A 24,841-nucleotide genomic window follows, 5' to 3' on the forward strand; every position below is an offset into this window, starting at 1 on the left:
CTATCGAGGGGGCTGAGTGACCGGGTATCCGAACAGAGCGACAGCGTTTTTGTATACATATACGCATACATGGGCGGGACGACAATTCGTCTCTCCGAGGAGGCCAAAGAACGGCTCGCACTCCTGAAACGAGAGGACGAGAGCTTCGAGGACGTGATCATGCGACTGACGGAAGACGACAAGTGGGCCGGGTTCGGGGCGCTGTCTGATTCACCCTCCGACACGAGAGACGGCATGAAGCGCCTCCGCTCACAGATGCGAGACGGCATCGACGACGATATCGGCGAGGATTCGTGATGCTCGTCCTCGACAACAACCTCCTGAGTGACTACCTCGACGGGAAACAGGCGGCGCGGAGCTTTCTCCAGAGGTTGGAGGCGGAACCCTGGGCAGTGTCGGGGATCGGCCTGTACGAGGCGTATATGGGTAGCGTCCACGGCTACATCGACGGCGACGTGGCGACGGTCCGGGACGCGGTCACGGCGTCGATGGACGTCCTCCCAGTGACCAATCAGACCGCCATGGAAGCCGCGGATCTACAGGAGCAACTGCTGGATCACGGCGTTCCCGCGGACCATCCCGACACCCTCATCGCGGCATCCGCTCGCGAGCACGGTGGTCGGTTCGCCACAGCCGAGAACCACTTCTGGAAGGACTCCGTCCGTGACGTAATCGACGTTGTCGAATACGATCCATACTGATCCCCGCCTGCTTAACCAACACTGGCGTTCTCCGACCGATCCTGTTGGTCAATCTCTGCGACCGGAAACCAGACCCTTTGAAACCCTTCGCACAGAACAACGGAGCAATGCTAGTCGCCTTCGACTTCGACGGCACGCTCTCCGATTCGGAGATGACGGTCCTGCTGGGCAACCAGAACGACACGGCCGAGGACATGGCCGAGATCACCGAGCGGGCGATGAACGACGAGATCGAGTACGCCGAGAGCCTCTACCAGCGGTGTGCGCTGCTGGAGGGGCTCAGCGAGCGACAGGCCGACGACGCCTTCGGGCAGGTGCAACTCCGTCCGGGCGCGGCCGACGTGATCGAGGCCCTGCGGGAAGCGGGCGTCTACGTCTGCATCCTCACCGGCGGCTTCGAGCGCGGCGTCGAAGCTGCACTCGAAGCGGAGGGGGTCGAGGTCGACGCCATCGTCGCCAACCGCCTGCCGATCGTCGACGGCGAACTCACCGGCGCGGTCGAAGGGCCGCTCATCGAGGGGACCAAAGACGACGCCTTAGACATCGTGACGACGATCGTCGGCGAGGATCGAGCGGACACCATCGCCGTCGGCGACGGAGCAAACGACCTCCCGATGCTGGAAGTGGCGGGACTGGCCGTCGGCTTCGACCCGAAACCGGCCGTCGCGCCCTCGTGTGATACGATCGTCGAGACGATGGACGAACTGGCCGATCTACTGGAAGGCGAGGACGTGCTGTAAGGCCTCGTTTGGTATCGGTTCAAAGGCGCTGGCGGCCCCGAGGAGAGATATGACGACCATTTCGTCGGTGTCGCTGGGTGTCCCGCTGTTGATCGCGTTCGGTGTCGTCGCCGGGATCGTCGCCACCCGCGTCATGGACGTGGTGATGGCGCGCCTGCCGGAGGGCGAGACGCCGCCCCTCGTCGCGTCCGGGGTCCTGACCGAGCGAGACCCCGACGCCGCGCCGAAACGGCTCGCCGCCGTGGTCCACCACGTCGCGGGCTGGCTCACCGGCCCGCTCTACGTGACGCTCCTGTTGCTCGCCGGGAGCGTTCTCGGGGACGGCGTGGTGACCTACCTCCTGACGGCGGCGGTCACGCTGGGCCTGATGATCGGGTTCTTCGCGCTGGTCGTCCTGCCCCGTCCCGGACTGGCCCGCCAGCGCGTGCGGACGATCACCCGCGACTGGGCCGTCTCGGCGGCGGTGTACCTGCTCGTACTGGTCCCGCTGGTGGCGGGCGCGGCGAGCGTGCTGGGCGGGTCCTGAGACGGTCTGTTGTCCTGCTTTCCGGCGATCGCCGCCACGGGGGGAGCCGATCACCGGGAAACTGCGACAATACTGCGTCTCATACTGCCGGCTGTCACTGTTGCAAGAGATTTGCGACCACGGGGTCGCAACATTCGTGACAGACGTACAGCCGGCAGTATCAGTTCGTCGCCTGCTCGATGGCCTGATCGAGGTCCGCGATGATGTCCTCAGCGGATTCGAGGCCGACGGAGAGGCGAACGAGGTCGTTGGTGACGCCCGCAGCCTGCTTCTCCTCGTCGGTGAGTTGCTGGTGGGTCGTCGACGCGGGGTGGATGATCAGCGTCTTCGCGTCGCCGACGTTGGCCAGCAGCGAGGCGATCTCCGTCGACTCGACGGTGCCGCGGGCGGCGTCGTAACCACCTTCCAGTCCGAAGGTGATCATCCCGCCGTAGCCGCCATCGAGGTACTCGCTGGCGTTGTCGTGGGTCTCGTGATCGTCGAGTCCGGGGTAGGTGACCCACGAGACTTCCGGGTGGTCCTGGAGGTGTTCGGCGACGGCCATCGCGTTCTCGCAGTGGCGTTCCATCCGAACCGGGAGGGTTTCGAGGCCCTGGATGGTGTTCCAGGCGTCGAAGGGGGACTGCTGGTTGCCCATGTCCCGGAGCCCGCGAGCGATGGCGGCGTAGGTGAGCCCCGCCGGGCCGAACGTCTCGTCGAAGTTGATCCCGTGGTAGGCGGGGTTGTCCTGTGCGACCTCGGGGTACTTCTCGGCGTGCTCGCTCCACGGGAAGCTCCCGCCGTCGACGAGGACGCCGCCGACGGTGGTGCCGTGGCCGTGGATCCACTTCGTGGTGGAGTTCCAGACGATGTCGGCCCCGTGCTCGATCGGGTTCGAGAGATACGGCGTCGCGAAGGTGTTGTCGACGAACAGCGGGACGCCGTTGTCGTGAGCGATCTCGGCCAGTCGCTCGAAGTCCGGGGTCACGAGCGCGGGGTTGCCGATGGTCTCGCAGTGGACGTAGGCCGTGTCCTCGTCGATGGCCTCCTCGTAGGCCTCGTAGTCCAGCGTGTCGACGAAGCGGGCCTCGACGCCGTTGCGCGGTGCGGTGTGAGTGAAGTAGGTGTACGTGCCGCCGTACAGCGAGGACGCCGTGACGATGTTGTCACCGGCGTCGGCAAGCAGGAACGTCGCGAGGTTCAGCGCCGCCATCCCGGAGGAGGTCGCGACCGCACCGACCCCGCCTTCGAGTGCAGCGATGCGTTCCTGCAACATGCCCGTGGTCGGGTTCATCAGCCGCGAGTAGATGTGACCGGGCTTTTCGAGGGCGAACTGGGCCGCCGCGTCCTCGGCGTCGTCGAAGACGTAGCTGGTCGTCTGGTAGATCGGGGGTGCGCGAGCGTTCGCGTGAGATTCTGGCGTCTCCTGTCCCACGTGCAGTGCGTCGGTCTCGAATCCGCGGTCGTCGTCGCTCATACCTACTCGTCTTTGTTTCGGGGGGATTGTATAACCACTCCCAGCCGTGTGTATTCGCCGAGATGCGCGACAGTCGGCAACACTATCCGCATATCGTGCGGTCGGCAACGAACTTCACCGCTGAACGTCGCCACCTCGACGTCGTTCGAGAGAGGGACGAGTCGTCGCCCGGTTGGAGTCTGATTCGGAGACCATGGACGAGGAAAACCGTCGATCCGTCGAACGGGTACGACTCGACGGGCATCACGGGGAGAGTTTCCGACCCAGAAGCTCTGCTGACTATTTTATGCTGGTACCGTGGGACGGTGCTCACGTATGCCCGCAATCGAGGTCTCCGCATTGACGAAACGCTTCGGTGAGGTTCGAGCCGTCGAGGACCTCTCCTTCACTGTCGAAGAAGGAGAGGTCTTTGGCTTTCTCGGCCCGAACGGTGCCGGCAAGTCGACGGCGATCAACGTCCTCCTTGGCTACATGTCCCCGACGAGTGGAGGAGCGAAAGTCCTCGGCCACGACGTGGTCGAGGAATCTCGCGCTATCCGAGAACGGACCGGCGTGCTTCCGGAGAACGTCTCCGTCTACGACCGTCTGACTGGTCGCGAGCACGTCGAATCCGCTATACGCATGAAAGGCGTCGACGACGACCCACAGGCGCTGCTAGAGCGGGTCGGAATCGCCGACGCCGCCGACCGACGGGCTGGAGGGTACTCCACGGGGATGGCCCAGCGACTGGCGCTGGCGACCGCCCTCGTCGGGGAGCCTGACCTCCTGGTACTCGACGAGCCACAGAGCGGGCTCGACCCGACCGGAATGCAAGACGTGCGCGAGATCGTCCGCGAGGAAGTCCGGAACGACACGACGGTGTTTTTCTCCTCACACATCCTCCCGGAAGTCGAGGCCGTCTCCGACCGCGTCGGGATGATGCGGCGCGGAGAGATGGCCGCCGTCGACACCGTCGGCAGCCTTCGCGACCGACTGAGTGCCGGAACGGTGCTGACGGCGACGATGGCCGATCCACTTCCCGATACACGAACGATTGAGGCCATCGACGGCGTCAGAGCCGTCTCGACCGACGGGGCCACCGTCACAGTCACCTGCCGGACGGACCGCTCGAAAGTCGATGTCATCAACGCCCTCGAACGCGTGGGACGGATTAGCGACTTCACGATAGAGGAGACGTCACTCGAAGAGCTGTTCAATATCGTCACCGGTGAGCAGACGGAGGAAACTGCGGATACGACCGACGAAACAGTCCAACCCGCCACAGCTGACGGGGGTGTGGCTCGATGAACCTCTCGCGCGTGCGTGCAGTCGCCGCACAAGACTTTCTCGACGTTCGCCGAGCCCGGCTCGTACAGGGCGTCGCGTCGATGTACGTGCTGTTCGTGACCGCTGTGTTCGCGGGGCTCACACTCACGTCAGAGCCCAGTGTCCCCACCGGAATCGAGATAGCGCGGGCGATCGCAATCCTGTTTGTGCCACTGGTTGCCCTGATCGCGGGCTACCTCGCCGTCGCCGGTGAGCGAGAATCCGGCACGATCCGCTTCCTGCTTGGGTATCCCGTCACCCGGAGTGAGGTCGTCGTCGGGAAGATTCTCTCGCGGATGGGGATCGTCCTCCTCTCGATACTTGTCGGGTTCGTCCTCGCAACTGTCGCGGTGCTTGTCGAGTATCCGGAGCCGAACCTCGGGATGCTGTGGGGCTTTGCCGCACTGACTTGCCTGTTCGCGCTGTCCTACGTCGGTGTCGCCATCGGTATCTCGGCGGCCACCGCTACGCGGTCACGGGCGATGACCGCCGTCATCTCGGTGTATTTCGTCTTCACCGTTATGTGGAACGCAGTTCCGCCGCTCGTCCAGTTCGTCGCCAACTACCTCTTTGACGTGACGCTCGACGGGACACTGTGGATGCTGTTTTCCAGTCTCGCACCACCTCGGGCGTTCGGCCTCTCACTGTCGGCACTACCGGGTGACGCCGTCCAGGCCCCGCCAGGACTCGGCTGGGAGACGGGTGTCATTTTGCTGGTACTGTGGGCCGTTGGCCCTATTCTGCTCGGCTACTGGTGGTTCTCCCGGAGCGACGTAGAATAGCTGTGGCCGTCGCGTACTCGCGACCGTCGTTACGAGCGATCTGCGCGGTGAGTCGTTAGACGAACTTCCGCACCGTCATATCGAGCGTGTCCAGGTCCAGAATCGGCGCGAACCCGGCGTCGGGGTCGATGTTGACGCTCTTCTGGAAGTCCGTCTGTGCCTGCCAGCACCCGGAGTTGATCGCCAGCACGTTGTGGTACTTCCCCCACCCGAGCTTGTGGACGTGGCCGGTGTGGAACACGTCGGGGACCTCCTCCATGACGAGGTAGTCCCGGTCTTCCGGTGCGAGGCGAGTGTGGCCGCCGTACTGAGGGGCGACGTGGCGCTTCTTCAAGAGCTGGTACATCGCCTTGTGGGGTTCGTCGTAGCTGGCCTTCTCGTCGGGCAACTCCGCGATCACTTCGTCCAGCGAGACGCCGTGGTACATCAGGACCGTGACGCCCTCGACCGTGATGAGCGAGGGGTTCGAGTGGACCTGCGCGTCGTGGGCAGTCATGATCGATCGCAGTTCCTCGTCGAAGGCCGGCTGGGGCTCGGCGAGGCGGACGGCGTCGTGGTTGCCGGGGATCATCCGGATCTCGATGTCGCCGGGGATCTCCTTGAGGTACTCGCTGAAGCGTTCGTACTGCTCGTAGATGTCGACCACGTCGATTTCCTCGTCCTGGTCGGGGTAGACGCCGACGCCCTCGACCATGTCGCCGGCCAGCAACAGGTACTCGACCTTGGCGGCTTCTTCGGTGTGGAGCCAGTCGGCAAAGCGGTGCCAGGCGTCGGCCATGAACTCCTGGCTGCCGACGTGGACGTCCGAGATCAGCGCCGCCTGAACCGGCCGGTCGGCCGTCGAGGGATCGTGAGTCCGTGGGATGTCGGGGAAGTGCAGCGAGTCGACGAAGAGGATTCCACCGTCGTCGGCCAGCGTCCCGTCGACGGCGATCACCTCGTCGTACAGCAGTTCCTGCACGAGGTCGGCGATGGCGCGGTCTTTCATCACCAGACACGGGAACGTGCCGTTGGTGTCTTCGAGTTCGATCAGCCAGTGACCGCTGGCCGTCGAGCGGATGTCCGAGACCATCCCGACGATGGCCGCCTCCTCGCCGCCGCTCATCCGTTCGAGCGCGTTCGTCGGACGGTGGTTCACGCGCCCGCGCAGTTGCTTCGAGAGCTTCTCGTAGCGGTCCCGGAAGACGGAGACGAAATCGGAGTACTCGCCGGTCCCGGTCGACTGACCCGTCATGTCGTTGTGGACCTCGATCGATCGCTGGTCGGGATCGGACGAGCGGACCGTCGAAGACCCCTCCGTTTCGACTGGAGTCGACCCGCCAGAATCGGACGACGAGGTGGGGTCCGTTCCAGTCGAAACGGAGGGGTCCGTATCTGGCGAGTTCGTCGTGTCGGCCCTGCTCGTCTCGTTCCCGGATCGGCCACCGTCAGCGTCGTGCTCGCTCTCCAGGGCCGTTCGAACGTGATCGGCCGAGAGAACGAGCGTGTCCTCGGGAATCGTTTCCAGTGCACGGTCGAGCGCCACGTCCGGATCGGCGGCGTCGGCGAGTAGCGTCACCGCCTCGCGTTCGGCGTTGTAGCCACGGCTGGCGAGTTCGCTCACGAGTCGGGCCGGCGTCTCCAGGGGCACACAGACAGCTAGGCACCAGTCGAGAAAAGGCTAGCGAACTCCGAGACAGAAGGTTGATACGTCGTTTCCACGCACTCTACGACGATGAGCGAGCCACGCGGTCCGAACCCGCCCGAAGACGACCAACCGAGCGGGCTCGTCTACCTGTTCGATCTCGTCAGCAGTGCCGGCGCAGTCGTCGCGGTCGGCCTGTTGCTGTTCGCGATCAGCGGCGTGTGGCCGCCGCTGGTCGCGATCGAGTCCGGTAGCATGGAACCACACATCGACACCGGCGACCTCGTCTTCGTCATGGACGAAGACCGCTTCGCCGGTGAGGGAGCCTACGCCGACACCGGCGTCGTGCCCGCGAACCGCGGCGCTGACACCGGCTACACCTCGTTCCAGAACGACGGCGACGTGATCGTCTTCCAGCCCGACGGCGACGGAGCGACCACACCAGTGATCCACCGAGCGATGTTCTGGGTCAACGAGAGCGAGAACTGGTACGACAAGGCAGATCCCGCCTACATCAACGCCGACAGCTGTGAGGAACTGCGCAACTGCCCGGCTGACTCGGCCGGCTTCGTGACGAAAGGCGACAACAACAGCGGCTACGACCAGGTCAACGGGCTGCCCAGCTGTGGCCCCGGTGCCTGCGATCCGGTCCGAAAGTCCTGGGTCGTCGGGACCGCCGAAACGAGAGTGCCACTCCTGGGTAACATCCGACTCCAGCTCCAGCGAGCGCTGGCCTGATCGTCGGCGGACGGGCGAGTCGGCGGCGTTTTCGCGTCTGTGGCGAGAGGAGTGAACGAGCGTGTCGAGGGGGGCGATACCCCTTCGTTTCGGGTCGAGCGAGCCTGCCGATCGGTCAGTTGTCGAACCGGGCCTGGACGAACGGTTGCACGTCCTCAATGTCGCCCAGCCGGGAATCGGACAGCAACACGGCCTCGGTCTCGTCGATGGGGACCGAGAGGCTGATCTCTTTGGTCCGGCCGTAGCGCCCTTTCGAGACGACGACGGCGTTGACGATCCCGAGCATGTCGAGCTCGCTGATGAGATCGGTGACCCGTCGCTGGGTCAACACGTCGGCGTCGATCTCCTCGCAGAGACGCTTGTAGATGTTGTACACCTCGCCGGTGTTGATGTTGTGGACGCCGTTTTTCTCCAGGAGGATGATCGCGAAGAGGACGATCTTGCTCTGGGTCGGCAGCGTCCGCACCACCTCGACGACCCGGTCGAGTTCGATCTTCTCCTGGGCCTGTCGGACGTGGTCTTCCTCGACGCAGTCGGTCTGGTCCCGTTCCGCGAGTTCGCCGGCCGTCCGGAGCAGGTCCAGCGCCCGCCGAGCGTCGCCGTGTTCCTGGGCCGCGAAGGCGGCACAGAGCGGAATCACGTCGTCGGTCAGTGCGTCGGCTTTGAACGCCACGTCGGAGCGGTGATCGAGGATATCCCGGAGCTGCGTGGCGTCGTAGGGCGGGAAGACGATCTCTTCCTCGCCGAGGCTGGACTTGACGCGTGGATCGAGGAAGTCGGTGAACTTCAGGTCGTTCGAGATGCCCATGATCGACACCCGCGAGCGTTCGAGCTCGGAGTTCATCCGGGAGAGGTTGTACAGCGTGTCGTCGCCCGACTTCTCGACGAGCTTGTCGATCTCGTCGAGCATGATGACGACGACGCGTTCGTGGTAGTCGACGGCGTCGAAAAACGAGCTGTACACCCGATCTGTCGGCCACCCGGTCATCGGCACTTCCTCGAACTCCGCGCGATCGGTTTCGAGTCGTTCGATTTCGGCGTCGATCTCGTCGACGGTCGCGAAGTCGGTCTCGGCGAGTGAATCCCCGTCCGGGTTCGAGGTCGCGCGTTCGCGGAGCGTCTCGAGTTCCTCGATGCGATCGCCGATGTACGTCCGGTTCTGCTCGATGAACTTGTTCGCGAGCTGTGCGAGGACGCGATACTGCGTGTCGGTCACCTCGCAGTTGATGTACTCGACCGTACAGGGGACCTCGTACTTCTGTGAGGTCGTCTCCAACTCCTCGCTGACGAACTTGGCGCTGGCAGTCTTTCCGGTCCCCGTCTTCCCGTAGATGAGGATGTTCGAGGGCGTGTCTCCACGGAGAGCGGAGACGAGGATCGTCGCGATGTTGTTGATCTGTTCCTCCCGGTGTGGGAGCTTGTGTGGCGTGTACGAGGGACGGAGCACTTCCTTGTTCTCGAAGATCGGTTCGCCGCTGAGGAGGTCGTCGAAGAGACCACGGGATGCCTCGTCGGTGGCCTCGTCCTCGCCCGTGTCGATGTCGTCAAGCACCACGTCGTCGAGATCCGTCCCGAAGTTGTCGCGGTCGGGCTGGTCGTCGTCAGTCTCCTCGGAAGACTCTCGATTCGGCGTGTTCGAGTCGACGTCGTTTCCTGTCTCGTCCATAGTCGTGGTGACAACCCCCTCGTTTCAGGTGGAAAGACCGGTGCGCAGTGTGGAATCGCGACCGAGACCGCTCGGAAAGACGTTGTACGCGGATTTCGCCGAGCGGCGCGAGTCCAGTTGAACCACAAGAACCCGTGGGTGACTCGATATTAAACATTTCGGTCGGAACAGATACTCGCGTCGATCCAGCTCTCCGTCGTCTCTCCGATTCGTGTCTCTGCCGTTACTGACCGTGGCTTCACCGTACCTTCGGAACGCACCCTCATGATGGTGATGGCTGTCCCGTTCCGAAGGAGTTTCGCCCGAGGTGGCGACGTTTGATGACGAATGATGACGAATTCACACTCGACAGTGAGTCGACAGTGAGCAGGGTGTCGACAGTGAGAACGGTCGGTAGGTGAGGGTGGCCGGACCAGAAACGGGCGGGGGTCTGTGCTGTCAGGTGTGTTCGAGAGTCTGCGTGAGAGAGTCTCCCGCAAGGAACGAACGGCTTCGGGTGGAATTTCGGGAGTAAGTACGGGAACCCTCCCACCCCTTCGTTTCGGGTGGAACGCGTTGAAGAGGGTGGTGGGGGGTACGGCGGTCTGTCGAGGTCTCACTAGATGAGGGAAGACTTATGTACGATACGAGTAAACCAAAGCCGCACTAGAAACAGAGAGCAGTTATCAGTCGTATCTAGTATTCTAGACGGTGTTATACACGTTCTCGCGTCTCTCTAGTCGCGTTCCAGACGAAACCTCCCGCGCGAACCACTCGTGTCTTTCCCGCGCGAGTCCCGTCTCTCCCGCTCGTCCCCACGGGGGGTCGTGGTGTTCCACTCGAAACGAAGGGGTGGGGGTGTTGTATCGCTCTCTCGAATTGGTACCATTCGACACATCCACGCCAGCACTGACCCTACTCCTCACGTCTCAGCTGTTCCGTCCCCGTCGCGTTTTCTCGACAGGTTTCTTCGCTGTATCTTTCGACGTACTATCAATTTGGGTATGGTTGTCTGACGTAGCCTTAAGTGAATTCGACTTTCTACTACGCTCAAGCCCCCGAATACGGACGTTCGGGCGGGAGGAACGAGGATGGGACTGCTCACAGATCTCAAAGATAGTATTTCACGCGCGGCATCGACGCTGTTCTCGGAAGAGAACCCCAAGCGTATCGGTATCTACGGCCCGCCGAACGCTGGGAAGACGACCCTGGCCAACCGAATCGCCCGTGACTGGACCGGTGACGCCGTCGGCCCAGAGAGTCACATTCCGCACGAAACGAGGCGCGCGCGCCGGAAAGAGGACATCGAGATCGAGCGCAACGGCGCGACGGTCAACATCGACATCGTCGACACGCCGGGCGTGACGACGAAAGTCGACTACGAGGAGTTCCTCGATCACGACATGGAGAAAGACGACGCCGTGCGCCGCTCGCGCGAGGCGACCGAGGGGGTCGCGGAGGCGATGCACTGGCTCCGCGAGGACGTCGACGGCGTCATCTACGTGCTCGACTCCTCGACGGATCCGTTCACGCAGGTCAACACCATGCTGATCGGAATCATCGAGAGTCAGGACCTGCCGGTCCTGATTCTGGCGAACAAGACGGACCTCGAAGAGTCGTCGGTCCAGCGGATCCGCAACGCGTTCCCACAACACGAGACGATTCCGCTGTCGGCTCTGGAAGGAGACAACATGGACGAAGTGTACGACAAGATCGCGGAGTACTTCGGGTGATCGTGGATGGCTGAAGCAAAACCACAGGACGGCGTGCAGATCGACCTGATCAGCGGCGAACAGATGGACGGACTGACCTCCATGGAGAAGATCAGGAACATCCTCGACGGCGTCCGCGACGGCAAGATCGTCGTTCTCGAAGAGGGGCTGTCCCCCGACGAGGAATCGCGGCTGATCGAAGTGACGATGACCGAGATCAGCCCCGACGAGTTCAACGGCATCGAGATCGAGACCTACCCGCGCTCGGAGACGTCCGACACGAGCTTCCTCGACCGACTCATGGGCACCCAGTCGACGAAGAAACTCACCGTGATCGGGCCGGCCAACCAGATCGAGACGCTTCACAAGGACGAAAATGTCATCAGTGCCCTCGTCACTCGGAAATAATGCCACACCAGTGTACGAACTGCGACCGCACGTTCGACGACGGCTCCAAGGAGATGCTGTCGGGCTGTCCGAACTGTGGGGGCAACAAGTTCCAGTTCAAACCCGCCGGTGAGGAGTCGGTCGACACTGCGGCGGAACCGCCCGATCCACCGGAACCGTCCGGCGGATCCTCGGTGGCACAGACCGTCGGCAAGACTGCCGCGACGGTCAAAGACCTGATGGGCAGCGCCACCTCCGAGCCAGAAGCACAGTCGACTCCCAGCGGGAGGACCGACGCAGACCGGTTCGACGATCCCGACGCCACTGCCCGGCCCGCGCCCGAGGACACCGCCCAGGCTAGCGCCAGAACCGATGTCGTCTCCGTCGACGAACTCCCCTCCGAACCCTCCGGCGACGGTGACCACCACTTCCAGCCCGTCCAGACGGACGAAGGGTCGTCCGTTACTCCGGACACGGCGGACGGTGCCGACCCGGCCTCGACCGATCGTGTCTCGGCCGACGACAGCGAGACCGAGCAGGCAGCCGACGCCCGTGCTGATCGTCCGGGACTCGAAGAACTGCGCGAGGAACTCAACGATCAGTTCGAGAGCATCAAAGTGCTCGAACCCGGCCAGTACGAACTCAACCTGATGGAGCTGTACGACCGAGAGGAGTATATCGTCGCGTTGCAGGAAGACGGCCGCTACAGCATCCAGGTCCCCGAGAATTTCCGGGACTGAGCACGAAACGCATTGCGAGCGATCTGTTCGTTCGGGTGCCACGCGTTGACGACCGAGTCGCTGGCTACGATCCCGGTACTCCACTGTCCTCTCATGACCGATGTCACCACCCACAGACCACCGACATCTTGAATAAGTAATAGCTGGCGGCACGGCCACAGGTCCTATCTGAGTGGCTGAACCATCTGGTTCGTTCGCTGTACCACTCATCATTAAATCTGTATTATATTTTAGGACATAAACTATATTATACCGTCACTTTTTTCACCCTCAAATCGCAGGACTACACGGTCTCAATGACGAAACGACGACAATTCCTCAAAGGGATCGCATCCTCAGCGCTACTCGGTTCAGTACACACTGCAACTGCACAGAGTTCGTCAGACACGGCAGCACAGCCCCTTGGCACTGGCGACGCGGGTAATGATAAAAAGCTACCCGTGTATGCGGAGGGAAGACTTGTCTCTCACTACCGGCACGATCCGGATCACGAAGATCGATACATTCTGGAACGAAAATTCGAGAGTGTGGATCTCGCCGAGCGTTACGGCGACCTCCTGTTCCAGTATAAGGATCAGATCCTCCCGAAAGAGCGGGTCCCCGAAGCGGTACAAGAGAGACAAAAAACGACCTATACTTTGAAGACCAAGAAAATTATAGGAACAGAAGAAGAAAACCGAAATGCGGAGGAGAAAATTAGAAAACAGCAAAACACAAGGATTAAAATACAGGATAAAGCAGAAATTGACGGTAATATTCCACTATATCACTATGATCCCGACGCCGATAGTGATAAACAGAGCCGTAGCTCCCCGTTGAATCTCGCTTGGGAAGCAGAAGACTCGGAAAGCATCAAGAATAATATGGAAAATACTCCCGTGGGAAGGGCTTGGCACCCTGGTCCCATCACAATGATTGATAGGGCGCGTGTTGATAAGACGGTTAATATTCCCAATAGTGGGACGAAAAAACCAACAAGCATGTTATGAAATGGATCTATTCGCCATTTTGTCAGCCGAATACGAAACAATGGCACGTGAGATTGTACGATGTTCCTGCAGATGGTATAACTGCCGTTGGTCAGGCTCATCGAGATCCCTGTTTTCATGGTAAATTAAGGGATAATAAGAACATTGATTGGAAAATCGATGCTGCGAGGGATAAAGTAGCAGATTTCTGGTCCGAAGAATCTGGGATTAATACTGAGGGAATCTCTGTCGGAAATACTGCGACATCGGAGAGGTTCGGATCACATAATGGCACTTGGAAATATTTTGACGATGACTAATTGACTCTGGAAAAGCTTGTCTTCGAGCGGTTGGACAGCGCAACAGAATATATTTAATTTAAAACCGAGAACATGATGGCAATAACAGAATAATAAACCATGAATGAAAAATTACATTCGGCTATTGAAGAAGGATTACAAATAAATAAGTACACCACAGTCGGTGCGCTCTTCGGCATCGCAAACGTTGCTTTCCTCCTCTACGCGCGATGGCAAATCGATCCCCTGGAGTTCTCAAACGGAGGACTATTACTCCATATCGAGACAGCGGTGGTCTTGTTTGGTCACTTTCTCTTGGGTGCAGTTCCCGGGTACCTGCTGCTTCGCTATCGAGTCGTGTCGCCGCTTCTGATCAGTGGCTACCTCTCCTGGTTCGCGTACGTTGACCAGCGGAGCATGGAACCGTTCATTGGACTGTACTCGAGTCCATTTATTCATGCGTTCGCCATCTGCGTGCTCTGTGGCTTCGGCTACTGGGAGTACTTCCTCCGCGAACGGATTCCGTACGTCTCTCACGACCCTATACTGTAGGAGAAGCGATCTGAAATGATGAATGGTGTATATGTCGACAAGTGCACTATCTCGAACATTGTCTTCGGTGCCGTCAACGTCGCGTTCCCCCTCTCGCACATTGGAACATCGACCCGCAGATCCTCAAAGAGGGACTGTCCCCGGACGAGGAGTCCCCACTCATCGAGGTGAAGATGACCGAGATCAGCCCCGATGAGTTCAACGGCATCGAGATCGAAACCTATCTACGGTCCCAGACCGCCGACGCGAGCTTCCTCGGCCGGCTGATGGGTACCGAATCGACCCAGAAACTGACCGTCATCGGCCCGGCAAACCAGATCGAGATGGAGTTCGGTGATGGTGCTGAAGACGTTGACTATGAAATTGATAGCGCGGGAAATGAAGTGGCAGACTTCTGGAGCAACGAAGACGGGCATAGCATTGACTCGGATGACGTTGGTAACACTCATACACCGGAATTCAGTTCTTTTTCGGGCACTTGGAAAGTAATCGAAGGTAGTTACTGAATCCTATCGGAACTATACTTTAGATCATCAGTTATTATAATAATATTTTATCATAATCAAAATATGATAGTAGAAGCTAGTACCCTGTAATCAAAGTTGCAGGTGTACACAGAATGATACAACCCTGAACACAATTATGACGATAAAATATCAATATTCGAGAGTATGGATCTGAACAGATACACCATCGGAGCTGCCATCGCAGGCGCACTCAACACTGTGGCTGCGTGGATTTCATTATATGTTTACAAACCCACTGCTCAGGACCCCTATTTCGGGAAACTACTCGCAGATATCCCCGGTCTCGCACTCATGGGTGGAGTACCGGTATACCTCTGTCTACGCTATCGGCTCGTTACCCCACTCGCCTTGAGTGGGCTCCTGACCACTCTCAATCTTACTGCCCGGGGCATCGCCAATATCTACGTCAATCCATTCATGCCTTTCTACACTCTAGGCATTGCCGTCGTTCTCGCCGTCATCGAATACTACATACGCGAGTGGATGCCGTACATCTCACACGACCCGCTCGTTTGACACGTCGCTCGGAGTTGATCGCACCGCAGGCCACCCATTCTTCACCTGCCGGCGCAATCGCACTTGCCAGAGTGTCGTCCTGATTGGACGTGTTCCGACGATGATTCTCTCTCTGCGACCGTCTACTTTCGAACGCCCGGAGCGGTCTTTGATACTGCCGGCTGTAACTGTTTCAAGATATTCGCGACCACGGGGTCGCGAAATTCTTCACAGATTTACAGCCGGCAGTATGAGTAGAATCCGATCGAACAGCCCAAACCGAACCCATCATACCGTCTGCAGTACACGGACATCTAAAAAATAGACAAGACTCCCGACGATATATTTAAAGAGATACTCCAGGTGAATCGGTACACTATCGTCGCCGCGGTAGGCATCGCGAACGTCGCCGTTCTTCTCTTTACCAGATGGGAAATCGACCCGTTAGAGTACTCGGACGGTGGTCTGTTGCTCGTTATTACGACACCGCTCGTTCTACTCGGTCACTTCGCGTTGGGTGCTGTTCCCGGGTACATGCTGGCTCGCCATCGACTCGTCTCTCCACTCGTCATTAGTGGATTCCTGACTTGGTTTGCGTTCGTCAACCGCGGGAGCATGGAGCCGTTCATCGGCCTGTACTACAGTCCGGTGCTGCACATCTTTTTCTTTGCTGGTCTCGCCATGGTCGGCCTCAGCGAGTTTGCCATCCGTGATGCGCTTCCCTACGTCTCTCACGATCCGATACTGTAGGGCACGAGCCACCCAAGAGAATGCCTGGCGAGCACCAGTAAAATAACTCACCGACCCAACGGACCGATTCTCACAGAGAGATGGCAGTCGATCCACTCTCGTGGAGCTGTATGACCGAGAGGAGTACATCGTCGCGTTGCAGGAAGACGGCCGCTACAGCATCCAGGTCCCCGAGAACTTCCGGGACTAGTCTCCACGCGAGCGCGGCGACGACGGACTTTCGGATACACGTACTTTCAAATGTTTTAAAACTACTCAATCAGTTGAATGTTTTGTGAAAGAGTGGGTAAACAAATACACCGTCCCGAGCGCCGTACTGGGCATCGTCAACGTCGCCGTTCTCCTCTTGGCACACTGGAACATCGACTCGCAGATGTTCTCGGACGGCGGAATAGTACTCATCGTCACGGCACCGATCGTTTTTCTCGGCCCGTTTCTTCTGGGGGCAGTCCCCGGATATCTGCTGGTCCGCTATCGAATCGCGTCACCGCTACCGATCAGTGGATTCCTGACGTGGTTCGCGTTCGTCGACGGCGGAAGCATGGAGCCGTTCATCGCACTGTACTCGAACCCGATCGTCCACGCGTACATCCTCGGCGCGCTCGTCGTCGTCGGCTTCGGTGAGTTCCTCGTCCGCGACGTGGCTCCGTACGTCTCTCACGATCCGCTCCTGTAGGACGAACCGGCCGTGCGACGGGGTGTGTCGTCGCGCTCCAAACCGACCAGTACGAACTCTCCCTGATAGAGCTGTACGGCCGCGAGGAATACAGAAACGCCTTTCGGATACTCGTTTCCGTATCTCTACACCTCGTTCCAGACGTTCTCTGAGCTGTGCTAGGACACTCTGTATTATCGATTAAATAACCTTACTAAAAATCAAATAGAAACAAAACTTTTTTTTTGAGATACTATTGAAGAACAACCTGCCTACAATGACGAAACGAAGAAAATTCCTCAAAGGAATTGCCTCCACATCGCTATTCGGTGCGGTACAGGGTGTAACTGCTGAAAGCTCGTCAGACAACACAGTGCAACCGCTTGGCGCTGGCGGAGCAGGTAACGACAAAAAATTACCTGTATATGCCGACGGGAGACTTGTCACTCACTATCGGCCTGACACGAGTCACGAAGATCGATACATTCTGGAACGGAAATTCGAGAGCGCGGATCTCGCAGAGCGCTACGGAGATCCGATCTTCAGGTACAAGGATCAGATCCTCCCGAAGGAGCGTGTTCCCGAGGCAGTACAAGAGCGACGGAAAACGACCTACACGTTCCAGACCAAGAAGATAATCGGAACTGAGGTAGAAAACCGGAACGCAGAGGAACGTATCAGAGAGCAACAGAGCGGAGAGTTCGAACTGCAGGATCAGGCTGAAATTGACGGAAACGTCCCGTTGTATCACTACGATCCTGACGCCGATGGTGACCAGCAGAGTCGCAGTTCTCCGTTGAATCTTGCCTGGGAAGCGGAAGATTCTCAAAGCATAAAACAAAATATGGAGAATGCTCCTTTTGGCGAAGCATGGCATCCGGGACCAATTACGATGCTACCACAGGCGCGTGTTGAAAAGACGGTGAACCTTCCCAACGGCGGCACAAAAGAAACTGACAAACACGTGATGAAGTGGATCTCTGATATCACCTGCGATGCAGAAACAAAACAATGGCATGTTCGGTTGTATGATGTTCCAGCCGGTGGTATAACTGTTGTAGGGCAGGCCCATAGAGATCCCTGTCTACACGGCAAGGTTCGAGACAATGAAAATATTGATTGGAAAATTGATGCTGCGAGAGATAAAGTAGCTGACTTCTGGTCGCAGGAATCTGGCATCTCTTCTGAGACAATTTCTGTTGGAAATACTGCAACTTCAACTGACTTTGCCTCTCATACAGGAGACTGGAAGTATTTCGATGATGACTAATTCTCAGTCATCTGTCCTCAGAACTCTCCTAGCGAAGTTGGACAGTCAAGTTCGAATCGAAATCAGTATTGTCAAACAATAGCAGACACCGTATATAACTAAGATCAATACATGAGGATATGTACAGATAGATATAATAATATTGGTGTAGTATTTGGTATTATAAACGTAATAGTTCTCTTCCTTGCTAGATGGGAAATTGACCCCCTCGAATATTCTGATGGTGGTTTGTTACTTGTAACCACAATGCCGTTGACGATACTTGGACAGTTCCTGTTGGGGGCATTCCCGGTCTATGTACTCCTTAGATATCGACTTATGTCCCCGCTCCTGCTCAGTGGGTTCCTAACCTGGTTCGCCGCCGTCGACCGTGGGAGCATGGAACCGTTTATCGGCTTGTACTTCAGTCCGGTTCTACATCTATTCGTCCTCGCCACACTGGCAGTCGTCGGCTTCGGTGAGTTCCTCGTCCGCGACGTGGCTCCGTACGTCTCTCACGATCCGCTCCTGTAGGACGAACCGGCCGTGCGACGGGGGTGTGTCGTCGCCCTTCGAAGAGGCCGCCGCCGACGCACGTCACAGGGGACCGTCGGGGGTCACCGTGGCGACGCTTTCCCAGTTCTCGACGACCGGCACAATCATTATATATTCCGACAGAGTTGTACCCGCTGAGACCATGCTCCAGCCTGATCGCTCACACCTCGAGGAGTGGGCGTCACTCCTCGGCGAGGACGTTTCGGAAGAACTGCTCGATGACGAATCGGGCACGTGGCTCCCGTCGGAGTCGAAGTACCGCGGTGATCACGCGGAGTGATCTTCACTGCCGTTCAGGACGGCCCTCGTCTCGCTGGCGACGACCACGAACGACGACTGCTTCCGAGTGGTGTTTTCTTACCGGAGGCTGTTCGTAGGGACGAATATTTTCGACGCAACGTACGGCCATGGCTCCGATAGCGACTGACTCGTACCGATAGTGAGAGCGTCGGCGTCGTTGCACTGGCGTTTTCCGTGTGGTTCCGCTCCCTGCTGGTCGGTGCCAACATTCGAACGGACGACCAACACTGCCAGCCTCGATTCTTCACGTCTAGAGATATATTTTTGTCCTACAGGGTGAAATACACCAGCCGTGACCATCTCTCTCTCCAGGCTGGATTCCAGTCAGACGAGATTGGCGCTCCGTTTTGGTCTCCCGTACGGGATCGTCGGGGGCATCGTGATGACGGCCCAGGCGACACGAGACCCGGTTGCGGCGTTCGTTGCATCACCACTCGGAATGAATGTACTGTCTCTGCTACATGTCATCTTCCTCATCGAAATTGCGACTCTCGTCGGCTATCTGTGGACGAAGTATTCTCTCGTGGCACCTGTCGTCGTCATCGCGCTTCTCTCGTTCAGCATCGTCCAACCCGACCGGCTGTCTCTCGGCGTCTCGTACGTGCGGAATCTATTCAGTCTGTTGTACGCACTCGGATTGATGACCGCTCTCGGTGTCGCCGAATACGTCGTCCGGTCTGTGACGGGGTCACCGATGGCTGGCCAGTGACCTATCACCACCGCGTTCGATCACTCGGCCGACGGCGACGACTCGGCGACTGTTCACAGAACGGGATACCGACCGCCGAGACGACCGGGCGACGCCGTTATCCGATCTTGTCGTACTGCTCGGCCAGTTTCTCGCTCGCCTCGTCCATCAGTTCCCGCTCGTAGTCGTCCAGATCCCACTCGACGACCTCCTCGACGCCGTCGGAGCCGAGCTTGACCGGGACGCCGAAAGCGGTGCCCTCGTGGCCGAACTCGCCGTCGAGGACCACCGAACCGGGGAGTACTTCGCCCGTGTCGCGCAGGACGGCCTCGACCATGTGGCCGACGCCCGTCGCCGGCCCCCACTCGGTCGCGCCTTTGCGCTCGATGACGTCCATGGCGCTCTCCTGGAGCTCGTTCAGGATCTCCTCTTTCTCGTCGTCGGAAAAGTCCGGGTCCTCGCCGTCGATGCGGACCTTCGAGAAGACCGGTACCTGTGCGTCGCCGTGTTCGCCCAGAATCGTCGCCTCGACGTTCTGGACCTCCGTGTCGAAGCGTTCGGCCAGTACGTACCGGAACCGGGCCGAGTCGAGCCGACCGCCGAAGCCGATCACCGTCTCGCGGGCGCGATCGCCCGTCTCGTAGAGGTGACGGTTGAGCAGGTCCACCGGGTTCGAGGTGGTGATCGTCACGAAGTCGTCGTTGTGCTCGGCCAGCGACGAGCCGATGTCGTCCATGATCGGCGCGTTGTCCCCGGCGAGATCGATCCGGGTCTGACCGGGCTGGCGTGGAATCCCCGCCGTGATGACGACCACGTCGGAGCCGGCGGTGTCCTCGTAGGTGCCCTGTCGAATCGTCGTGTTCGAGTCGTAGGCGACCCCGTGGTTGGTGTCGGCGGCCTGTCCGATCGTCACGTCTTCCTGGTCCGGGATGTCGACGTAGACGAGTTCGTCCGCGATGTCGCGCAACGCGATGTTGTACCCTGCTGCAGCACCGACCGTTCCGGCTGCGCCGACCACGCTTACCTTTGTCATGACACCTAGTACCACCGGATGGCTGGACGAAAAGCGTGTCGGACACGCGTCGACCATTCATCGCCGTGGTCGATCGCTCGCGCCGAGTGGCTCCCACAAGCCCTTTTCTCCTCGGTGGCCTCCCTACGGGTATGAGCGACTTCGACAAAGAGGCCGAACGGGAGAAACTCCGCGAGAAGTACGGCGACGCACAGTCCGATCGCGAGGCCACCGAGCAGATGAGCGACCTCCTGCTGAAAGGCGCGACGATGACCAACGCCCACTGCAACAACTGCGGCGACCCCATCTTCCGGTACGACGGGCAGGAGTTCTGTCCCACCTGCCAGCAGCCGGTCGACCGCGGCGACGACGCGGGTGACGACACCGGCGACAACATCGAGGTGACGACGCCGAGCGACGACGCGACGGTCCAGTTCGGCGACGCCGACGACCAGCAGCCAGCGTCTGAAGCGAGCAGCCGGCAGCCAGCCGCTGGCAGCGCCGGCCAACAGTCGGGAGCGTCGGAAGCGGGCAGCCAGCAGCCACCACGTGCGTCCGAAGCCGACAGCCGGCAACCGACTGACAATCGGCCTTCGAGCGCCGGGGCCGGCGAGAGCCAGCGCGACACCGCCACCGTCGACGGTCGACACGACGCCACCGCGCCGGCATCCGAAGAGTCCGCCGATCCACGGCGCGCACCGTCGGTCGATCCGGCCGCGACGAGCACGCAGCCGGCTGGTCGTTCCGGCGGAGCAGCCGACGACCCTCGTCCGGCGGCTCCCGACTCGGTCGACGAACAACTGCACAACGCACGCGGGCTCCTCGTCCAGACCGTCGAACAGTACGCCCAGCGCGCTCGCGACGCCGACAGCCCGCGACAGGCCCGCGAGTACCTCGAAGCCGCTCGCGAGGCGGCCGAGACCCTCGACGCGACCCGGTACTGAGTACCGTATTCACACGTCGACGACGCCGTCGGTGTGTCAGACGGATCGTTAGTCCGTATCTGTGACAGCGTGGGTGTCTGCTCGCGGCCCGGCCCGCTGTCTGGTCTCTCCCCGGTCGTGGGACTCGATCTCGCTCAGTAGCGCCTCGACCTCCGGGAACGACTGTCGACCGTCGCTGCCGACGGTCTCGACCAGCCTGAGTTCGTCGCCGTCGGTACGGAACAGCGCACCGCCGGGGAGCGACTGGAGATAGCGAGCGTAGGGCTCGAACGTTCCGAACGACGGCGAACTCGACGCTGCTTCGTCGTCGTCCGCCGACTCGCCGGGATCGGCCAGGACGGAAAACGGCAACTCGTAGCGTCGCTGCCACACCGCCCCCCGCTCGACGGTGTCGGGCAACACCGCCACGACGGCCGTCGACCGGGACGCGAAGGCTCCGTACTCGTCCCGGAGTGATTGGACGATCTCGCGACTCAGTGGACAGTAGTGACTTCGCAACAGGACGACGAGGACCCGCTCGTGTTCGCGTGCCAACGTCTCGGAACGACACTCCTCTCCGCCGACGCTCGCATCGGGTAGTGTAAACGCGATCGATTCGTCTCGTCCGACGCGACGCTTGTTCACGCTCTCGTGACCCCCGCGTCCAACTCCAGACCAGACGACAATAAGCCTAACTTACGTATAGCTCAGCCGAAACGTATCGGTGATCCGACCCCTCCGCTCGTCGTACTACTCGCAAATGAACGCACTCGCCGGGCGAATCACTGCTCTCTCGCAGTGATCCGCTACTCGCAAATGAACGCACTCGCCGGGCGAATCACTGCTCTCTCGCAGTGATCCGCTACTCGCAAATGAACGCGCTCGCCGGGCGAATCACTGCTCGCTCACGATGATTCGCTATCCGCCGACGGAGCGGCAGATCGTGCGAATCATCCCTCGAACTCGCTCCCCACTACGTCCCGGAATCGCTGGGCCGTGACGTCGCCGACGCCGTCGACTTCTTTGAGGGCGTCTTCGTCGGCGGTCATGACGGCCTCGACGCTCCCGAAGTGTTCCAGCATCGCCCGCGCAGTCACTGGCCCCACTTCCGCCACCGAGGCGACGACGTACTCCTGTTGCTCGCCCAGCGTCTTGGCCTGTTTCTCGCCGTGGACGCTGACCTCGCGGTCGGACTCTTCTTGCTCGCGGCGAGCGACGGTCTCCAGCAGATCTGCGGTCTCGTCCTCGTCGCTCGTCCGGAGGACACTCGCCCCGAAGTCGACGGCCAGCGAGGCCAGTGCCCCCTGGATCGCCTTGTGGTGGACGTTGCGCTCGCCGTAGAGGTCGCCGCCTTCGACGACGACGACCGGCCGGGCGTAGTGACGGGTGGCGTCACCGACCTGTTCGAACATCGACCGGTCGCCGCCGGTCAGCGTATCGAGGAAGTCCTCGACGGTCTTGCGCTCGACGACGACTCGATCCGAGAGCACGTAGTCTCCGACCGCCAGCGTCTCCAGTTCCGTCTGGACGCCCTCGCGTGTCGAGAGGTCGCGTGCGATCGTCGAGTCGAGTTCGCGCTGGTCGGCGACGATCGCGACGGTCTCGTCGCCGTCGGCGTGTGGCTCCGGCGTCGACCCCTTCGTTTCGTCTGGAACGTCGGCTGTTTCATCTTCGTCCTCTCCGGTCGCGCCGTCGTCGGCGAAGGCGTCGAGACCCGCCTGTCCGTCACCGTCGGCGGTCTGGCCGTCGGCTTCGGATCGCTCGCCCGTGGCCGACGTTTCCGAGGGCTGGCGCTGGGCGTCGGACGGACCGGCGTCGTTTCCACTCGAAGCGGTACCTCCGTCGCCGTCTGGACCGTCTTCTCCGGGCGCTTCGCCACGCTCTCCGCCGCTCTGCCCGTCGTCGTACTCGCCGACGCCACTCTGCTCACCCCCCAGTTTCGACTCTAGCTGGCCGGCGACGCTCTTCAGCGTGCGGAGTTCGTCTTCCATGCGCTGCTCGTCCTGTCGGGACTTCCAGAAGTACGCTTCGTCGCGGGTGTCCTCGGCCAGCAGGACGACGACGCGACCCTCGGTCTGGCGGCCGGTCCGTCCTTTGCGCTGGATGGACCTGATCGCCGTCGGCACGGGCTCGTAGAACAACACCAGATCGACCTCCGGCACGTCCAGACCCTCCTCGGCGACGCTGGTCGAGACCAGCACCTCGAACTCCCCGGCGCGGAACCGGTCGAGGGTCTCCTGTTGCTGGGTCTGGGTCATCCCCTCGCTGCCCTCGGTGTCGCTCTGGCCGACGAACTTCTCGGTCTCGAAGTGATCGGAGAGGAAGTCGGTCAGCGTTTCGGCGGTGTCTCGGGACTCGGTGAAGACGATGACGCGCTCGCCGTTCTCGATGCCCAGCGTCTCGGCCAGCAGCATTCGGGTTCGGCGGAACTTCGGGTGGAGGTCGGTGAAGTTCTCGGCTTTCCGCATGGCCTCCATCACCGTCGGGTCCGAGACGAGTCGCTGGTCGGCTTTCGAGGCTCCAGACGAGCGGGCGGCCTCCTTCTGGCGCTCGAAGTACCGACGCAGCGCCTCGACGCTCTGGGTCTCGGCGTAGGTGACGGCCGTCCGGAGCTTTCGGACCTCGGCCAGCAGGCTCATCCCGCTGTAGCCCTCGCTCTGGTCGTTGTCCATCAGCTCGGAGAGTTTCCCCTGGATCTTCTGGATCTCGCGCTCGGAGACGTCTGGCTGGGTGGTCGAGGTGACGCCCAGTTCTTTGAGCTGTGCGAGCCGGTCGCTGACGACCTCGTTGATCGCGTCCCGGATCTCCAGGACGGTCTCGGGCAGCTCGATGCGCTTCCACTCCAGTTCCGTGTCGTGGGTGTGTTCGGCCACGTCGGCGTCGTCCTCGGTCATCACTGCCACCTCCCGCAGGCCGAGGTTCTCACACACCGTCAGAATCTCCTCCTCGTCGCCGCCCGGCGAGGCCGACATCGCCGTCACCAGCGGATCGGATGCGTCCTCGTGGTAGCGCTCGGCGATGTAGTTGTAGGCGTAGTCCCCGGTCGCGCGGTGACACTCGTCGAAGGTGCAGTGGGTGACGTTCGCCAGCGAGATCCGGTTGCCGACGAGGTCGTTCTCGACGACCTGCGGGGTCGCGATGACGACGCGAGCGTCCGCCCAGAGGTCCGATCGCTTGGCTGGCCGGACCTCGCCGGTGAACACGACGATCTCGTCGTCGGGCACCTGGAGGGCCTCCCGGTAGAACTCGGCGTGTTGCTGGACCAGCGGCTTCGTCGGCGCGAGCAAGAGGGACTTCCACTGCGCGTCCTGTATCCGTTCGGCGGTCACGAGCAAGGAGACAGTCGTCTTGCCCAGGCCGGTCGGGAGACAGACCAGCGTGTGATCGTCGAGGGCCTGGTCGGCCAGCTCGCGCTGGTAGCGCCGCTGTTCGAGTAGTCCCGGCGTCACCAGCGGGTGGTCGACGTGGCCGTCGGTGCTCCCCGCGTCGGCGTCGGACTGGGCCATCTGTCC

At 60.6% G+C, this 24,841-nt stretch carries 27 protein-coding genes and 1 pseudogene; 22 read left to right on the top strand and 6 right to left on the bottom strand.

The features are described from left to right. The first annotated feature begins 69 nt into the window (after positions 1 to 69). The 4 genes from IL252_RS07560 to IL252_RS07575 all read left to right on the top strand — a co-directional run bounded on the left by IL252_RS07560 (position 70) and on the right by IL252_RS07575 (position 1,967). Positions 70 to 297 carry an antitoxin VapB family protein gene (locus tag IL252_RS07560; RefSeq protein WP_208627518.1) on the top strand — a complete coding sequence of 76 codons (228 nt, stop codon included), beginning with the start codon at positions 70 to 72 and terminating at the stop codon, positions 295 to 297. Further along, positions 297 to 701 carry a PIN domain-containing protein gene (locus IL252_RS07565; RefSeq protein WP_208627519.1) on the top strand — a complete coding sequence of 135 codons (405 nt, stop codon included), beginning with the start codon at positions 297 to 299 and terminating at the stop codon, positions 699 to 701. Before IL252_RS07560 ends, IL252_RS07565 begins: the two co-directional genes overlap by 1 nt. 107 nt (positions 702 to 808) lie before the next feature. Continuing rightward, positions 809 to 1,441 carry a phosphoserine phosphatase SerB gene (gene serB, locus IL252_RS07570; protein WP_153552001.1) on the top strand — a complete coding sequence of 211 codons (633 nt, stop codon included), beginning with the start codon at positions 809 to 811 and terminating at the stop codon, positions 1,439 to 1,441. A 49-nt stretch (positions 1,442 to 1,490) separates the two neighbouring features. Beyond that, positions 1,491 to 1,967 (top strand): hypothetical protein, encoded by a 477-nt coding sequence (locus IL252_RS07575; protein ID WP_208627520.1) that lies wholly within the window; start codon positions 1,491 to 1,493, stop codon positions 1,965 to 1,967. Positions 1,968 to 2,127: 160 nt separating this feature from the next. Here the strand turns inward: IL252_RS07575 and IL252_RS07580 are convergent, their stop codons facing one another. Next, positions 2,128 to 3,423, bottom strand: coding sequence for an O-acetylhomoserine aminocarboxypropyltransferase/cysteine synthase family protein (locus IL252_RS07580; protein WP_208627521.1), 1,296 nt, complete (start codon positions 3,421 to 3,423; stop codon positions 2,128 to 2,130). A 315-nt stretch (positions 3,424 to 3,738) separates the two neighbouring features. Between IL252_RS07580 and IL252_RS07585 the strand changes: the two genes are divergently transcribed. Then, on the top strand, positions 3,739 to 4,710 hold the full coding sequence (locus IL252_RS07585; protein ID WP_208627522.1) for an ABC transporter ATP-binding protein: 972 nt from the start codon (positions 3,739 to 3,741) through the stop codon (positions 4,708 to 4,710). Beyond that, the gene (locus IL252_RS07590; RefSeq protein WP_279634283.1) at positions 4,707 to 5,510 is read left to right on the top strand and encodes an ABC transporter permease subunit; all 804 of its coding nucleotides are present in this window, start codon (positions 4,707 to 4,709) and stop codon (positions 5,508 to 5,510) included. The genes IL252_RS07585 and IL252_RS07590 overlap by 4 nt, the downstream gene beginning before the upstream one ends. 55 nt (positions 5,511 to 5,565) lie before the next feature. Here IL252_RS07590 and IL252_RS07595 read toward each other — a convergent pair whose 3' ends face one another. Beyond that, the gene (locus IL252_RS07595) at positions 5,566 to 7,140 is read right to left on the bottom strand and encodes a DNA-directed DNA polymerase II small subunit (RefSeq protein WP_208627524.1); all 1,575 of its coding nucleotides are present in this window, start codon (positions 7,138 to 7,140) and stop codon (positions 5,566 to 5,568) included. Positions 7,141 to 7,224: 84 nt separating this feature from the next. Here IL252_RS07595 and IL252_RS07600 point away from each other — a divergent pair, with 84 nt between their 5' ends. After that, positions 7,225 to 7,872, top strand: a complete 648-nt coding sequence (locus IL252_RS07600; protein ID WP_170093069.1) for a S26 family signal peptidase — start codon at positions 7,225 to 7,227, stop codon at positions 7,870 to 7,872. Between the two features lie 115 nt (positions 7,873 to 7,987). On the opposite strand, the gene IL252_RS07605 is transcribed toward IL252_RS07600, so the two are convergent. Then, positions 7,988 to 9,538 (bottom strand): Cdc6/Cdc18 family protein, encoded by a 1,551-nt coding sequence (locus tag IL252_RS07605; protein ID WP_208627525.1) that lies wholly within the window; start codon positions 9,536 to 9,538, stop codon positions 7,988 to 7,990. A 1,070-nt stretch (positions 9,539 to 10,608) separates the two neighbouring features. Between IL252_RS07605 and IL252_RS07610 the strand changes: the two genes are divergently transcribed. The 14 genes and pseudogenes from IL252_RS07610 (at position 10,609) to IL252_RS07675 (ending at position 19,415) form a co-directional block, all read left to right on the top strand. Continuing rightward, positions 10,609 to 11,250: an Era-like GTP-binding protein gene (locus IL252_RS07610; protein ID WP_015761793.1), complete on the top strand. Its 642-nt coding sequence runs from the start codon at positions 10,609 to 10,611 to the stop codon at positions 11,248 to 11,250. Between the two features lie 6 nt (positions 11,251 to 11,256). Further along, entirely contained in the window at positions 11,257 to 11,637 is a 381-nt protein-coding gene (locus IL252_RS07615; RefSeq protein WP_015761792.1) for a DUF2073 domain-containing protein, read from the top strand. After that, positions 11,637 to 12,356, top strand: coding sequence for a Zn-ribbon containing protein (locus IL252_RS07620; RefSeq protein ID WP_170093071.1), 720 nt, complete (start codon positions 11,637 to 11,639; stop codon positions 12,354 to 12,356). The genes IL252_RS07615 and IL252_RS07620 overlap by 1 nt, the downstream gene beginning before the upstream one ends. Positions 12,357 to 12,652: 296 nt before the next feature. Continuing rightward, on the top strand, positions 12,653 to 13,345 hold the full coding sequence (locus IL252_RS07625; RefSeq protein WP_208627526.1) for a hypothetical protein: 693 nt from the start codon (positions 12,653 to 12,655) through the stop codon (positions 13,343 to 13,345). A gap of 47 nt (positions 13,346 to 13,392) precedes the next feature. After that, positions 13,393 to 13,644: a hypothetical protein gene (locus IL252_RS07630; RefSeq protein ID WP_208627527.1), complete on the top strand. Its 252-nt coding sequence runs from the start codon at positions 13,393 to 13,395 to the stop codon at positions 13,642 to 13,644. A gap of 99 nt (positions 13,645 to 13,743) precedes the next feature. After that, entirely contained in the window at positions 13,744 to 14,175 is a 432-nt protein-coding gene (locus tag IL252_RS07635; protein ID WP_244256932.1) for a hypothetical protein, read from the top strand. 107 nt (positions 14,176 to 14,282) lie between these two features. Further along, positions 14,283 to 14,498 (top strand): annotated as a pseudogene (locus IL252_RS17580) (DUF2073 domain-containing protein); the annotation flags it as partial. Between the two features lie 348 nt (positions 14,499 to 14,846). Then, positions 14,847 to 15,218: a hypothetical protein gene (locus IL252_RS07645; protein ID WP_208627528.1), complete on the top strand. Its 372-nt coding sequence runs from the start codon at positions 14,847 to 14,849 to the stop codon at positions 15,216 to 15,218. 342 nt (positions 15,219 to 15,560) lie between these two features. Continuing rightward, positions 15,561 to 15,947 (top strand): hypothetical protein, encoded by a 387-nt coding sequence (locus tag IL252_RS07650; protein WP_244256934.1) that lies wholly within the window; start codon positions 15,561 to 15,563, stop codon positions 15,945 to 15,947. A gap of 274 nt (positions 15,948 to 16,221) precedes the next feature. Next, positions 16,222 to 16,623, top strand: coding sequence for a hypothetical protein (locus tag IL252_RS07655; protein ID WP_208627529.1), 402 nt, complete (start codon positions 16,222 to 16,224; stop codon positions 16,621 to 16,623). A 235-nt stretch (positions 16,624 to 16,858) separates the two neighbouring features. Beyond that, positions 16,859 to 17,872, top strand: a complete 1,014-nt coding sequence (locus tag IL252_RS07660; protein WP_208627530.1) for a hypothetical protein — start codon at positions 16,859 to 16,861, stop codon at positions 17,870 to 17,872. Positions 17,873 to 17,983: 111 nt separating this feature from the next. Further along, a complete protein-coding gene (locus IL252_RS07665; protein WP_208627531.1) occupies positions 17,984 to 18,385 on the top strand; it encodes a hypothetical protein in 402 nt (133 codons plus the stop codon). Positions 18,386 to 18,410: 25 nt separating this feature from the next. Next, positions 18,411 to 18,686 (top strand): hypothetical protein, encoded by a 276-nt coding sequence (locus IL252_RS07670; RefSeq protein WP_208627820.1) that lies wholly within the window; start codon positions 18,411 to 18,413, stop codon positions 18,684 to 18,686. 312 nt (positions 18,687 to 18,998) lie between these two features. Beyond that, complete coding sequence (locus IL252_RS07675) at positions 18,999 to 19,415, top strand: hypothetical protein (RefSeq protein WP_244256937.1); 417 nt, start codon at positions 18,999 to 19,001, stop codon at positions 19,413 to 19,415. A 97-nt stretch (positions 19,416 to 19,512) separates the two neighbouring features. Here the strand turns inward: IL252_RS07675 and mdh are convergent, their stop codons facing one another. Then, on the bottom strand, positions 19,513 to 20,427 hold the full coding sequence (gene mdh / locus IL252_RS07680) for a malate dehydrogenase (protein WP_208627532.1): 915 nt from the start codon (positions 20,425 to 20,427) through the stop codon (positions 19,513 to 19,515). A gap of 131 nt (positions 20,428 to 20,558) precedes the next feature. Between mdh and IL252_RS07685 the strand changes: the two genes are divergently transcribed. After that, positions 20,559 to 21,350 (top strand): Sjogren's syndrome/scleroderma autoantigen 1 family protein, encoded by a 792-nt coding sequence (locus tag IL252_RS07685; RefSeq protein WP_208627533.1) that lies wholly within the window; start codon positions 20,559 to 20,561, stop codon positions 21,348 to 21,350. Between the two features lie 48 nt (positions 21,351 to 21,398). Here the strand turns inward: IL252_RS07685 and IL252_RS07690 are convergent, their stop codons facing one another. Continuing rightward, a complete protein-coding gene (locus tag IL252_RS07690) occupies positions 21,399 to 21,974 on the bottom strand; it encodes a redoxin domain-containing protein (RefSeq protein WP_208627534.1) in 576 nt (191 codons plus the stop codon). 305 nt (positions 21,975 to 22,279) lie between these two features. Then, positions 22,280 to 24,835 (bottom strand): DEAD/DEAH box helicase, encoded by a 2,556-nt coding sequence (locus IL252_RS07695; RefSeq protein ID WP_208627535.1) that lies wholly within the window; start codon positions 24,833 to 24,835, stop codon positions 22,280 to 22,282. Between the last annotated feature and the right edge of the window lie 6 nt (positions 24,836 to 24,841).

The sequence above is a fragment of the Halomicrobium sp. IBSBa genome (assembly GCF_017612575.1).
Taxonomy (GTDB): domain Archaea; phylum Halobacteriota; class Halobacteria; order Halobacteriales; family Haloarculaceae; genus Halomicrobium.

Coding starts and splice junctions, on each gene's coding strand:
- IL252_RS07560 (WP_208627518.1), top strand. CDS start 70: ATGGGCGGGACGACAATTCGTCTCTCCGAGGAGGCCAAAGAACGGCTC.
- IL252_RS07565 (WP_208627519.1), top strand. CDS start 297: ATGCTCGTCCTCGACAACAACCTCCTGAGTGACTACCTCGACGGGAAA.
- serB (WP_153552001.1), top strand. CDS start 809: ATGCTAGTCGCCTTCGACTTCGACGGCACGCTCTCCGATTCGGAGATG.
- IL252_RS07575 (WP_208627520.1), top strand. CDS start 1,491: ATGACGACCATTTCGTCGGTGTCGCTGGGTGTCCCGCTGTTGATCGCG.
- IL252_RS07580 (WP_208627521.1), bottom strand. CDS start 3,423: ATGAGCGACGACGACCGCGGATTCGAGACCGACGCACTGCACGTGGGA.
- IL252_RS07585 (WP_208627522.1), top strand. CDS start 3,739: ATGCCCGCAATCGAGGTCTCCGCATTGACGAAACGCTTCGGTGAGGTT.
- IL252_RS07590 (WP_279634283.1), top strand. CDS start 4,707: ATGAACCTCTCGCGCGTGCGTGCAGTCGCCGCACAAGACTTTCTCGAC.
- IL252_RS07600 (WP_170093069.1), top strand. CDS start 7,225: ATGAGCGAGCCACGCGGTCCGAACCCGCCCGAAGACGACCAACCGAGC.
- IL252_RS07605 (WP_208627525.1), bottom strand. CDS start 9,538: ATGGACGAGACAGGAAACGACGTCGACTCGAACACGCCGAATCGAGAG.
- IL252_RS07610 (WP_015761793.1), top strand. CDS start 10,609: ATGGGACTGCTCACAGATCTCAAAGATAGTATTTCACGCGCGGCATCG.
- IL252_RS07615 (WP_015761792.1), top strand. CDS start 11,257: ATGGCTGAAGCAAAACCACAGGACGGCGTGCAGATCGACCTGATCAGC.
- IL252_RS07620 (WP_170093071.1), top strand. CDS start 11,637: ATGCCACACCAGTGTACGAACTGCGACCGCACGTTCGACGACGGCTCC.
- IL252_RS07625 (WP_208627526.1), top strand. CDS start 12,653: ATGACGAAACGACGACAATTCCTCAAAGGGATCGCATCCTCAGCGCTA.
- IL252_RS07635 (WP_244256932.1), top strand. CDS start 13,744: ATGAATGAAAAATTACATTCGGCTATTGAAGAAGGATTACAAATAAAT.
- IL252_RS07645 (WP_208627528.1), top strand. CDS start 14,847: ATGGATCTGAACAGATACACCATCGGAGCTGCCATCGCAGGCGCACTC.
- IL252_RS07665 (WP_208627531.1), top strand. CDS start 17,984: ATGAGGATATGTACAGATAGATATAATAATATTGGTGTAGTATTTGGT.
- mdh (WP_208627532.1), bottom strand. CDS start 20,427: ATGACAAAGGTAAGCGTGGTCGGCGCAGCCGGAACGGTCGGTGCTGCA.
- IL252_RS07685 (WP_208627533.1), top strand. CDS start 20,559: ATGAGCGACTTCGACAAAGAGGCCGAACGGGAGAAACTCCGCGAGAAG.
- IL252_RS07695 (WP_208627535.1), bottom strand. CDS start 24,835: ATGGCCCAGTCCGACGCCGACGCGGGGAGCACCGACGGCCACGTCGAC.